The 10469-nt window shown below is 63.5% G+C and carries 12 protein-coding genes, 1 pseudogene and 1 riboswitch; of the genes and pseudogenes, 7 read left to right on the top strand and 6 right to left on the bottom strand.

Annotation, left to right across the window (positions count from 1 at the left end):
* Nucleotides 1–94: 94 nt before the first annotated feature.
* The 3 genes and pseudogenes from AB0366_RS25800 to AB0366_RS25790 form a co-directional block, all read left to right on the top strand.
* Nucleotides 95–967, top strand: a pseudogene (locus AB0366_RS25800) (IS21 family transposase); the annotation flags it as partial.
* The gene (istB, locus tag AB0366_RS25795) at nt 967–1809 is read left to right on the top strand and encodes an IS21-like element helper ATPase IstB (RefSeq protein WP_366246505.1); all 843 of its coding nucleotides are present in this window, start codon (nt 967–969) and stop codon (nt 1807–1809) included. The pseudogene AB0366_RS25800 and the gene istB, both read left to right, overlap by 1 nt.
* A gap of 793 nt (nt 1810–2602) precedes the next feature.
* Nucleotides 2603–2818, top strand: a complete 216-nt coding sequence (locus tag AB0366_RS25790; RefSeq protein WP_366246504.1) for a hypothetical protein — start codon at nt 2603–2605, stop codon at nt 2816–2818.
* Between the two features lie 3 nt (nt 2819–2821).
* On the opposite strand, the gene AB0366_RS25785 is transcribed toward AB0366_RS25790, so the two are convergent.
* Nucleotides 2822–3106, bottom strand: a complete 285-nt coding sequence (locus tag AB0366_RS25785) for a GNAT family N-acetyltransferase (RefSeq protein ID WP_121873711.1) — start codon at nt 3104–3106, stop codon at nt 2822–2824.
* Between the two features lie 186 nt (nt 3107–3292).
* Between AB0366_RS25785 and AB0366_RS25780 the strand changes: the two genes are divergently transcribed.
* Together AB0366_RS25780 and AB0366_RS25775 are read left to right on the top strand one after the other, a co-directional pair.
* Complete coding sequence (locus AB0366_RS25780) at nt 3293–4063, top strand: hypothetical protein (protein ID WP_366246502.1); 771 nt, start codon at nt 3293–3295, stop codon at nt 4061–4063.
* A 230-nt stretch (nt 4064–4293) separates the two neighbouring features.
* Nucleotides 4294–4614, top strand: coding sequence for a homoserine dehydrogenase (locus AB0366_RS25775; protein ID WP_094688156.1), 321 nt, complete (start codon nt 4294–4296; stop codon nt 4612–4614).
* 13 nt (nt 4615–4627) lie between these two features.
* On the opposite strand, the gene AB0366_RS25770 is transcribed toward AB0366_RS25775, so the two are convergent.
* Nucleotides 4628–4990 (bottom strand): helix-turn-helix domain-containing protein, encoded by a 363-nt coding sequence (locus AB0366_RS25770; RefSeq protein WP_366246500.1) that lies wholly within the window; start codon nt 4988–4990, stop codon nt 4628–4630.
* 75 nt (nt 4991–5065) lie between these two features.
* Between AB0366_RS25770 and AB0366_RS25765 the strand changes: the two genes are divergently transcribed.
* Both AB0366_RS25765 and AB0366_RS25760 read left to right on the top strand, forming a co-directional pair.
* Nucleotides 5066–5722 (top strand): NAD(P)H-dependent oxidoreductase, encoded by a 657-nt coding sequence (locus AB0366_RS25765; RefSeq protein ID WP_366246498.1) that lies wholly within the window; start codon nt 5066–5068, stop codon nt 5720–5722.
* Nucleotides 5723–5805: 83 nt separating this feature from the next.
* Entirely contained in the window at nt 5806–7020 is a 1215-nt protein-coding gene (locus tag AB0366_RS25760; protein WP_366246496.1) for an LCP family protein, read from the top strand.
* A 32-nt stretch (nt 7021–7052) separates the two neighbouring features.
* On the opposite strand, the gene AB0366_RS25755 is transcribed toward AB0366_RS25760, so the two are convergent.
* The 4 genes from AB0366_RS25755 to AB0366_RS25740 all read right to left on the bottom strand — a co-directional run bounded on the left by AB0366_RS25755 (nt 7053) and on the right by AB0366_RS25740 (nt 10329).
* Nucleotides 7053–7790, bottom strand: a complete 738-nt coding sequence (locus tag AB0366_RS25755; RefSeq protein ID WP_366246494.1) for an ABC transporter ATP-binding protein — start codon at nt 7788–7790, stop codon at nt 7053–7055.
* A complete protein-coding gene (locus AB0366_RS25750; RefSeq protein ID WP_366246492.1) occupies nt 7783–8619 on the bottom strand; it encodes an ABC transporter permease in 837 nt (278 codons plus the stop codon). The genes AB0366_RS25755 and AB0366_RS25750 overlap by 8 nt, the downstream gene beginning before the upstream one ends.
* Nucleotides 8597–9610 (bottom strand): ABC transporter substrate-binding protein, encoded by a 1014-nt coding sequence (locus AB0366_RS25745; protein WP_366246490.1) that lies wholly within the window; start codon nt 9608–9610, stop codon nt 8597–8599. The genes AB0366_RS25750 and AB0366_RS25745 overlap by 23 nt, the downstream gene beginning before the upstream one ends.
* Entirely contained in the window at nt 9607–10329 is a 723-nt protein-coding gene (locus tag AB0366_RS25740; RefSeq protein WP_121873722.1) for a TenA family protein, read from the bottom strand. The genes AB0366_RS25745 and AB0366_RS25740 overlap by 4 nt, the downstream gene beginning before the upstream one ends.
* A riboswitch (TPP riboswitch) is annotated at nt 10323–10422 on the bottom strand. (Overlaps the previous gene by 7 nt.)
* Nucleotides 10423–10469 lie beyond the last annotated feature (47 nt).

Genomic DNA, 10469 nt, shown 5'->3' with positions numbered 1-10469 from the left:
GCCGTCACCGGGACCCGTCAACCGCTACAGTGATCACCGCTACCGGGTGAGCACTTTCGCTGAGCGAAGTTGAGCATTTTCGATGAGCGCCATCAACGTCGTCGACGGACTCGACCGCATCTGTCGAGGTCTCGGCGGCGTCAGCCGCGTGTGGCGGTTCGATCGGATGGCCACGGTCTGCCATCCAGAGTCGGGCTGGGTCACGGCCAGTTTCGCCGGCGTCGCGAAACACTACGGTGTCTCCGTCGCGATCTGCCCGCCCCGCCGCGGCAACCGCAAAGGTTCGGTGGAGAAGTCCAATCACACTGCCGCGCAGCGTTGGTGGCGCACTCTCTCGGACGATCTGAGCGTCGAACAAGCCCAAGCGAGCCTCGATCGGTTCTGCAGTCTGCGCGGCGACACCCGGCTGCGGCCCACCAGAGACGGGAAGGCATCGGTGGCGACGATCGCCACCACCGAGGGGTTGCATCCGATGCCGTCGGCTGCGTATCCAGCGATCATGAGCACCGACCGGGTCGTCTCTCGCCAAGCGCTGGTGTCCTATCGCGGTAACCGGTATTCGGTCCCGCCCGAGCTCGCCTGTGCCACTGTGACAGTGACGCATGTTCTGGGCGCTGATGTCATCGACATCGTCACCACATCCGGCATCACCATTGCCCGGCACCGGTTGGCTGCCGATGGTACCGGGGCGATGGTCCGCGATCACGGACATGTCTACGCCCTCGAACAAGCAGCAATGGCGGGTGCCAATACCGGCCGCCCGCACCGCCGCAAAGAACGGATCCCACCCGGACCCGACGCTCTCGCTGCCGCTGAGAAGCTCCGAACGTCGGCCGAATCGACACTGTCATCCAGAGATGGTCAGCGCGAAAGCGGCAGTCATGCAACCGAATCCGCTGACACCGGCGCGGTCATCTACGACCTGTCGGTCTACGAACGGGCCGCACACGGAAGGAACACCCTCTGATGGCCGACAAGAAAACAGGCGACCGGATGCCTGCACCGAACACGGCCGAAGCGGCGAGTCTCTATCAACGTCTGCGGGGGCATCTGGCGGTCCTCAAACTCCACGACGCCGCCGAAGCGTTGCCCTCGGTCCTCGACCAAGCAGCAGCGGAAAAACTGTCGATGACCGCAGCGTTGGATCGGTTGCTCTCGATCGAAGTCGAGGCCACCGAGGCACGCCGGTTGACCGGGCGACTGCGGTTCGCGTGCTTGCCGACGCCGGCGTCGCTCGAGGACTTCGACTACGACGCCGCAGCCGGTGTCGATCGCAAACTCATCGACGAGCTCGCGACCTGTCGATACTTGGAGACAGCGACGAATGTGCTGCTCATCGGCCCGCCCGGGGTCGGCAAGACGCATCTGTCGGTCGGGCTCGCAAGAGCTGCTGCGCATGCCGGGTATCGAACATATTTCACTACCGCAGCTGATCTCGCGGCCCGCTGCCACCGGGCAGCTCTCGAAGGGCGGTGGGCGACGACGATGCGATTCTATGCCGGCCCGACGCTGCTGGTGATCGACGAACTCGGCTATCTACCGTTGCCCGGCGAGGCAGCCTCGGCGCTGTTTCAGGTTGTCTCGCAACGGTATATGAAGACATCGATCGTGATGACCACCAACCGCGGCGTCGGATCCTGGGGCGAAGTGCTCGGTGACAACACCGTCGCAGCAGCCATGCTCGACCGACTCCTGCATCGCTCCGTCGTACTCAACCTCGACGGCGATTCCTACCGACTACGAGACCACAACGCCCGATCGGAGAAGCTCCGCAAAGCCACCACCGGAACCCGCCAACCACTACAGTGAACACCGCTCACGAGTGGGGAATTTCGATGAGCGCGGTTGGGGAACTTCGCTGAGTCTCGTCAGGACTGGACCCGGGTGCCGGCGCGCGACGCGCCCGCGATGGTCGACCAAGCAAACGCGCGCGCACTCGCCACCGGCCGCGCAGAATCGCACCCCGACCACGACCTGTTCCCCGTGCACCTGACGAACGCGCGCGCATTTGCGGACACCGGGGGACTGGACCCGAGTGGCGGCGCGACGCGCCCGCGATGGTCGACCAAGCAAAGGCGCGCGCATTCGCCATCCGCGCTCAGAATCGCACCCCGACCACTGCCCATTCCCCATGCAGCTGACACACGCGCGCGCGTTTGCGGACTCTCGGAGTCTTGGCCGCGCCTCAGGTGACCGTAGGTACGAATATCACCGCGCAGCGTAGCCGTCGTCGTCTACGCACCTCGTCGTCCGGAAGTGCTTGCTGTTCGCGGAATAGCCCTTGCACCAAAGGAATTGGTGTACGAACGACTCGTGCGTCGTGCGCGCTGAATTTAATCGGTGGAGTTCGTCGCCGCGGCCGTGCATGATCGTGACACAGGCACATCGCAGAGACCGTGGAGGTGGACAATGGCAGCAGAAGCGAATTACGTAGGCCGTCGAGTCGTCTGCTCTCGGTTCGCGATTATCGCCGATCATGCTCTCTGAGTGAGCCTTCGGCTGAATCGGCCGGTTCCGGCCGTCGATACGCCGCAATCGATTCAATACTCCGCCGCACAGCAATGCGCTGTGTTCGGCGTCCACTCTTGTTGTAGGAGAACAGATGTACCACTACGAACAGATCCTGAACGAACACCGACAACGCGTCGCGCGTGGTGCGCAGAACTACGAACGGCGTCGGGTTGCGGCGGCACGAGCCGCTGAAACACCGGTCGCAGAGGCGGATTCACGTGAGACCGAGGCCGCGGAGACAGTGGCCTCGAACGACTGTGAATCGGAATCCGAGATCAGCGTCGGAGTGATGTCGTCCCGGCGCTGACAGTCAGGGCTCCATCAGATGCGAGTAGCGATCGCCCGCGGCTGCGATGAAGTCGCGAACGAACCAGCACGCAGGGACAACGCGCAGTCCCTGCGTGCTGGTGTCGTCGAGAGCGTATTCGGTGAGGGCAGCGGCAAGTCCTCGACCGCGAAACTGCGGAAGCGTCACGGTGTGGTGAAACGTTCTGGAACCGTCCGATTCGAGGTACTCCGAGTAGCCCGCCAACTCGGAATCGACATAGATCTCGAAGCGATGGTCGGCACCGTCGTGGGTGATCTCGACCGTCATGGTTGTACCTCCTCGCCGAGTTCGGTGTCACCACGGTAACCGGCACTCGTCCTACGGGGTGTTCTGCGGTTACTCGAGCACGCATTGACGCAGTAGGGTGAGGGAAACCGAGTCGTGCAAGCGCCACCCGTCGCAACACCTCTCTTCATAAGTACGGGGCGCTCTCGAGGCTGAAGGTGGCAATCCGTGGAAGACACATCCGACCGGGGAATCAAGGCATTCATCCGAACCGTCGCACAGCGCGGTGGACGCGCGGAGCGGCTGACGACATCGCGACGCAATCCCGTGCAGGTCTGGTCGATGGACGGCACGTCGTCGTGCATAGTCCGAGTGCGATCGAAGGTAACGGGTGATTGGAAGGCCCGCAGGCAGGACGAATCGCTCGAGAGTGACGACACCGGATCCTCGTATTGGGTGTTCGTCGATCTCGCGAACGAAGAGCCGCGCTTCTACATGGTCTCGTCCGAAGAGATGGCTACCGACATCCGCGGAGAAGTGGACCTCTGGGTCCAGGATTCGCCACTCCGCACCAGGACCGGGCATCACGCAATCGCCGTGGACCGTGTGCTGCACGGCAGCGAGCGTTGGGACCTGCTGGGTCTGAGTTCGACGTTGGACACATCGGTCGACCTCGGCCCCGAACAGACGTGGGTTCGTACACCACGGGTGAAGGCACCTCGTAAGTCGGCCAAGGCAGCCGTGGAAGAAGAAGTGATCGACAACCGGGTACGGGTGGTCGCCGATTGTGAGGGCTATCGGCTCAGCGGCCGCTACGATCCCGAGACGCAGCGACTGGAGATCACCGCAGGACCGATGGAAGGCCGACGGTTCGACAATCCGTCCGTCGCTGCCAGTGCGGTAGCCACACATATCAGTGGGGATGTCGAGGAGCGCGACGGCTGGCAGTTCTGGCAGCTCGACACTCCGGATCGCGCTCCGCTGGGATCGTTTCAGTAGAGAACCACAGCTCACGACCGCTGTGTTGTGACTCCTCACCAAATTGGCATTTCCGATAAAAACGGGACAAAGGTCCGATTAATCTTGCGCTGGTAGGACGAGCTCCCTGTTTTAGCCTCTGGGTCGAATCGATGTTCGAGAGTTCGTCCGTGCATCGAAATTCGGGTATCAGCGAGCTCAACGGTCGACAGTGCGAGGGGTGCTGTCGACCGTGGGGAGAGGTCTTCACCATGGAACATTCCTTCCGGACGGGCTCAGCCCACGCGTCCCGCTTCCTGTTCCTCATCGCCCAGTTCGTCGATCGGAGAATCCCAGCCGAGTTCTTCTCGGCTCAATTCCGAGAACTGCAGAACACCCAATCCACGTATCTCGATGCCGACGTCTCTTCGGTCATCGGAATGTTGTCGGTCGACGTCGGCGCGTACCTGGGTGATGTCGAGATCCGAGGGGTGGACTACATCGACTCCGAACAACTCTGGCTGGCTGCCGGTCAGGCGTTCCGTGATCTCATGACCGTCCAGTCCGAGCACTTCGAACGTGAGGCCGGGTGACGGCACCCCAACGTCACCGGAATCGATCACGATGCCGCAGAAGGTCTTCGAGCCGAAATCGTCTGTGAGTGCCTCGCATTTCGATCGATAGATCGCCCGCATCGGCCAACCGTCTGACATAGGTGTCGGAAACACCGAGCACCTCGGCAGCTTGCGAGGTGGTCAGCAACTCGTCCACGGTGCCGATGGCCACCGCCCGACCGGTCGAGAGCTGGGTGAGAAGTTCCAACACCGCACTGCGTGCTGCTTCGTCGAGCGGAACCTCCGAGCCGCCGATTCTGATGTCCACGTCTGGTCCGGTCCGCTCGTGAACGACCGCCGCCAGCGAGTTGGCCGATCGCGACTCGAGAGCAGGCATGACGAATCGGAAGTCCATCGGTCCAGGATAGGAGCGGGCAGAGGCGTCGGTACGCATAGGCTCGAAGCACCCAAAATGTGAGGAGTGTTTTCAGTGCCCCAGTTGTTGCACCTCGATTCGTCCGCAGACCCGGATCGCTCGATCAGCCGTAGGGTGACGGCCCCCTTCTCGGACGCCTGGCATGGCATCGGCACCGATCACTCGGTGATCCATCGAGACCTGCACTCGAGTCCGCTGCCGCACCTACCCACCTCGGCGCTGCACTGGGCACCCCATCTGCGAACCGCCGACGAAACCGTGGATCCTTCCGCCGAGGCGTTGCAGGTCGAACTGATCGAGGAACTGATCTCGGCGGACGCGGTGCTGATCGGCGCACCGATGTACAACTGGTCGATCCCGTCGACCCTGAAGGCATGGATCGACTACGTACATGTTCCGGGCATCACCGTGCCGTTCGAGAGTGACACGGCACCTCTCGTCGGCAAGCCCGTGGTCGTGGTGACCAGTCGGGGAAACGACTACACCCCCGGTACCGACAACGCCTCCGCCGACCACACCACCGCGCAACTTCAACAGGTGCTTGGAGTTGCTCTGGGGATGGACGTGCACTTCGTTCCGGTCGACCTGACGCTCGCCGAGCGGGTGCCGGCGCTCGCACCGCAGATTCCGCAGGCACGAGCCAATCTGGAGGCGGCGTTCTCCGCCGTCGACGATCTCGCACTGCGATTGGGTGGAGCAACCGCCAGGTGAGGGCCGAGTAGCCTGGCGAGGTGCTCCCGAACGGCCCAGGCAACGACACCACCCGCGGTGAACGTGGATCGGGGCGCCATCGCATGAGGACGCCGTCGCGCAATCGCGGCCTCGCGCTCCGAATCGGCCGGGTTTTCGTCGCCACTGCGGCAGTTGCCTCGGTTGCGGTGAGTGGAATCGGGTTCGCGGTGTACCGCGAAGCCACCACGGGACTGACCACCTCGGATGCGCTCGACGGCATCGCGAACAACGATTCGAGTGGCAACGGCGAGGACACCAACATCTTGTTGATCGGCCTCGACAGTCGGAAGGACATGGACGGCAACGACCTGCCTGCCGAGTTCGTCACCGATGCGCTGCATGCGGGCGACAGCGATGTCGGCGGTTACAACACCAACACGTTGTTGCTGGTGCACCTTCCGGCCGACGGCGGTCGCGCGACCGCGCTGTCGATACCTCGCGACGACTACGTCGACGTTCCCGGATACGGCAAGCGAAAGATCAAGGAGGCGTACGGACTTGCGAAAGCCGACGCCGATACACAATTGCTCGACGAGGGCGTCATCGATACGGCCGAGCGGGAGCGTCGAGCGCGCGACGCTGGTCGACGATCGACGTTGACCGCGGTTCGTGATCTGCTCGACGTGCCGATCGATCATTTTGCCGAAGTGAACCTTCTGGGCTTCTACGACGTGGCGACCGCCGTCGGGCCCATTCAGGTGTGCCTGAACAATCCGGTACACGACAACTATTCGGGCGCGGACTTCGCGGCGGGCGCGCAAGAGCTGAGCGCTTCGCAGGCGCTGTCCTTCGTCCGGCAACGCCACGGCCTCGACAACGGCGACCTGGATCGAACCAAACGACAGCAGGCATTCGTGGCGGGAGTGATGGCCAAGCTCAGCTCCTCCGGTGTCATGGCGAACATCGGCGAACTCCGGGCGCTCGTAGCGGGCACCAAGAATGACGTCGTGATCGATGCATCCTTGGATCCGGTGAAGCTCGCAGGGGGAGCCGGTGCAGTCATGCAGGGCGACCTCGATTACTACACCCTCCCGATCACGGGCTACGACACGATCGACGGGCAGGACGTCAACCTCGTCGACGTCGATGCCATCAGGGCCGAGGCAGCACGGTTGATCGGCGACGCGCCTGCGCCCGCACCGCCGATGACCGCGGCGCCTGATCCGGCAACAACGCCGCCCCCGCTCGAGGTCGTCGCGTCGGATCCGTCCCTGGACCCGGCAACGGACCCCGATGAGGGTGTGCACAGCGATGGCGGCATTCCCTGTGTCGACTGAACCCTGTGTCGACTGAATTCCTGCGGTACCGGTCAGAGCGTCGACGCGCTGAGCAGAACGTCCATCAACTGTTTCTCGACCGCCGAGAACTGCGGCGTCGTGACGACCTCGAGTTTGCGTGGGCGGGGCAGCGTGACCTCGATCTGGCGTCGAACGTGGGCGGGCCTGGGGGAGAGGACGATCACGCGATCGGAGAGATAGACCGCTTCGCGGATGTCGTGCGTGATCATCAGCACCGTCCACCGAAACTCCGACCAGACCTGCTGCAACCACGCCTGCATGTCGCTTCGAGTCAACGAGTCCAGCGCCCCGAAGGGTTCGTCGAGCAGTAGTACCGATCGTCCCTGCACCACCGTGCGCAGCAGCGCCGCCCGCTGGCGCATGCCGCCGGAGAGCTCGGACGGTCTGGCCGACTCGTACCCGTCCAGGCCGAACACCGGGAACAGCTCGCGTGCCCGCGCACGCGCTTCCTTCTTGGCAACGCCCTGCACTTCGAGCCCGAGGGTGGTGTTGTCCAACACCGAACGCCACGGAAACAGGAGATCCTTCTGCGGCATGTAGGCGCACGGCGGTACTCGAACCGTGCCGGAATCGGGCCTGTCGAGCCCGGCCAGCATGTTGAACACCGTGCTCTTACCGGAACCGCTCGGGCCGATGATCGACACGAACTCGCCGGGGCGAACACCGAACGACATGCCGTCGAGGACGGGCTTCTCGCCGAATGATTTGCTGAGATCGCGAACATCGATGCACGTGTCGGCGTCAGACATGGAGACCCGCCGAACCGTGACGTGCCCAAGGCGCGACAAACCGCTCCACCAGGAAAGTCGAGACGAACAGGACCACACTGATCACGGCCGTCACGGCAACCGCGGCGAGAACCAGATCGGTACGAAACGAGTTCTTCTGTTGGCTCATGTAGATTCCGAGTCCCGCACTGGCCCCGGCATATTCGGCAAAGATCGCACCGACGACAGCGTAGGTGATTCCGATGCGCAGCGAGGTGAAGAATCGGGGAAGCGCCGACGGTAGCCGCACGTATCGAAACTGTTGCCAGCGCGAGGCACCCATGCTGGCCAGCAGCGACCGCGCGTCCCGATCGGCCGCTGCGAAACCCTCGATGAGTCCGATGGCCATCGGGAAGAACGTGGCCAGTGCGATCACCAGGATCTTCGGAAGCAGCCCGAAGCCGAACCAGATGATCAACAGCGGCGCGATCGCGATGATCGGAAGTGTCTGCGATACGACGAAGAGGGGAACGAACGCGCGCCGCAGCCACGGCGAGAAATCCACCGCGATGGCCAGCAACCAGGCCAGGGCCAACGAGACCGCGAAACCGATGAGGGTCACTTGCAGGGTCGCCGCCGCGTTCTCGGCGATCGCGTCGCGCTGCGCCCAACCCTGGACCACCACGCGGCCGGGGGACGGCAGCACCTGCGGCCGGATGCCGCTGATCTGGACGTAGACCTGCCAGGTGGCGATTATCAGAACGACGACGGTCAGCGCAGGCCACGCCCAACGCAGCGAGGCTCGGATACCGCTGAACGAGTAGGAACCTCGGTCAGCGGCTACCGCCTCATCGATCGCCGAGGTAGTCATTGGTGAAGTAGGTCGACCAGTCCGGCTCCGCGGTCAGAGGCGCGCCGTTCTGATCGGCGAGCACACCGCTGTCGTAGAGGAATTTCGAGTACTCGGTCCACTTGTCGAGACTCTGCCGTCCTACCTCGCCAGTGGAGTCCTTCATGTACTTATCTGCGAGCATCTCTTGGCTCTCGAAGACGAGCGATTCGTCGGTGAATGTTCCCGGATTGGCGTCGATCAGATCCTGTGCGGCCTTGTCCGGATCGTCGGCGGCGAGTTGGTAGCCGCGCTGAAGTGCCTGGACGAACTTCTCGGCCTGATCCGGATGGGCTGCGAGCCAGGGTTCGTTACCACTGATCGTGATCGCGTAGGCGTCGGGAAATCCGTAGTCGGTGTAGTCGAAGTACTTCATCGGCGTTCCGCTGTGCTCGGCCTCGATGCCTTCCCACGCAAAGTAGGAGACGGTGAAGTCGGCGGTACCGGAGTAGACCGCCTCGTACGCCGAGGTGCCCAGTACCACCGTTTCGTATTCGCCTGTGCCGCCGTCATTCTGGATGACCTTCTCGAGTCCGGCCTGCTCGCCGGACTCGCCGAAGCCGGCATAGACCTTCCCGTCGAGCGCCTTCGGGCTCGGTATGTCGTCTCGATCGGCGCGAACTCCGATGCCGGTCGCCCAGTGTTGGAGCGGCGCGAGGACCGAGACGATCTGCGCGCCCGCCGAGGTGGCGAAGACGCCCGAACTCTGTGTGCTGATACCGAACTCTGCGTTTCCGGCATCGACGAGAGTGTCCGCCGCAGTATTGTTGTACGGCAGAATCTCCACGTCCAGGCCGGCGTCGGCGAAATAGCCTTCCTGCAGGGCCACATAGAGGCCGGTGTGGTTGGTGTTGGGCGTCCAGTCCAACGCGAACCGAATGGTGTCGGAGTCCGTCGAGTCCGAGCAGCCCGCCAGCCCGGTCGTGGCAACGACGGCCGCCGCCAACGAGGCGAGAATTCGAGTGGTTCTCATGCGTACACCGCACTCTCGGCCAGGGGCCATGGGGTGGGATGTAAAGCGCTGTCCCAGAACATCAATTCGTACCTCGATGCCACGACGAAGGCGTCGATCATCTGCTCGCGCTGTATCGGAGTCGCGGCAGCAGCCGCGTCGTCCACGAATGTCCTGGCTGCGTCGACGATGGCATGGAATTCGGGAGCGTCGTACGCGGCCACCCACTGCGCATACGGGTGATCGGGATCGCGATCGAGAACCGCCCTCGCGGCACCGGCGAGTGAGCGGCCGACGTCGGCGTAGATCCAGAAGCACGGCAGAACAGCTGCTGCTGCAACAGGATACGGTTCGGTTGCCGCCGTCGCGGTCAGGTAGGACGTGTAACCGAGGCATGCCGGTGAAGGCTCGGGCGTCCGGGTCGACGGGGGCAGCGCTCCACCGGTCAGCATCGCTTCGTGCGACGCGGCCTCGTCCATCGCGCTCGCGGCGGCGCTTGCCCAGAATGCTCCGGCGACCGGGTTCGGTGCGTGTGCTGCCAGCAGCGACAGCGACTTGACGTACCCACCGAGATAGAGCGAGTCCTGTTCGAGGTACCGACGGAACGCGTCGAGCGGAAGCGTCCCCGCCCCGAGGAGTCGAAGAAATTCGAGGTCGTCGATCGCGCGTCGAATGTCCTCGGAGGCATCCCACAGTAGATCGGTGAAGCGGACCGGGTCCGCAGATACAACAGGCGTCATCGCCTTGACATCCCTTCGTCAGCATTACCTGCATCAGGTTCGGCGGGTTTGATCTCAGCATCCGCATCGGCGGACACACCCCGTGTCAGAACGAAAGCGACAGTAACACCGGTCACTCGGTGTCGATGCCGCCGCCCCTG

This window comes from Rhodococcus sp. NPDC076796 (genome assembly GCF_040702765.1).
Taxonomy (GTDB): domain Bacteria; phylum Actinomycetota; class Actinomycetes; order Mycobacteriales; family Mycobacteriaceae; genus Rhodococcoides.
Note: the sequence above shows the minus strand (reverse complement) of the source record. Positions and strands in the feature narration are given on the sequence as shown.

What these genes read in the sequence shown, in the direction of transcription:
- istB (WP_366246505.1), top strand. Translation starts at nt 967, where the DNA reads ATGGCCGACAAGAAAACAGGCGACCGGATGCCTGCACCGAACACGGCC.
- AB0366_RS25790 (WP_366246504.1), top strand. Translation starts at nt 2,603, where the DNA reads ATGTACCACTACGAACAGATCCTGAACGAACACCGACAACGCGTCGCG.
- AB0366_RS25785 (WP_121873711.1), bottom strand. Translation starts at nt 3,106, where the DNA reads ATGACGGTCGAGATCACCCACGACGGTGCCGACCATCGCTTCGAGATC.
- AB0366_RS25775 (WP_094688156.1), top strand. Translation starts at nt 4,294, where the DNA reads ATGGAACATTCCTTCCGGACGGGCTCAGCCCACGCGTCCCGCTTCCTG.
- AB0366_RS25770 (WP_366246500.1), bottom strand. Translation starts at nt 4,990, where the DNA reads ATGGACTTCCGATTCGTCATGCCTGCTCTCGAGTCGCGATCGGCCAAC.
- AB0366_RS25760 (WP_366246496.1), top strand. Translation starts at nt 5,806, where the DNA reads ATGAGGACGCCGTCGCGCAATCGCGGCCTCGCGCTCCGAATCGGCCGG.
- AB0366_RS25755 (WP_366246494.1), bottom strand. Translation starts at nt 7,790, where the DNA reads ATGTCTGACGCCGACACGTGCATCGATGTTCGCGATCTCAGCAAATCA.
- AB0366_RS25750 (WP_366246492.1), bottom strand. Translation starts at nt 8,619, where the DNA reads ATGACTACCTCGGCGATCGATGAGGCGGTAGCCGCTGACCGAGGTTCC.
- AB0366_RS25745 (WP_366246490.1), bottom strand. Translation starts at nt 9,610, where the DNA reads ATGAGAACCACTCGAATTCTCGCCTCGTTGGCGGCGGCCGTCGTTGCC.
- AB0366_RS25740 (WP_121873722.1), bottom strand. Translation starts at nt 10,329, where the DNA reads ATGACGCCTGTTGTATCTGCGGACCCGGTCCGCTTCACCGATCTACTG.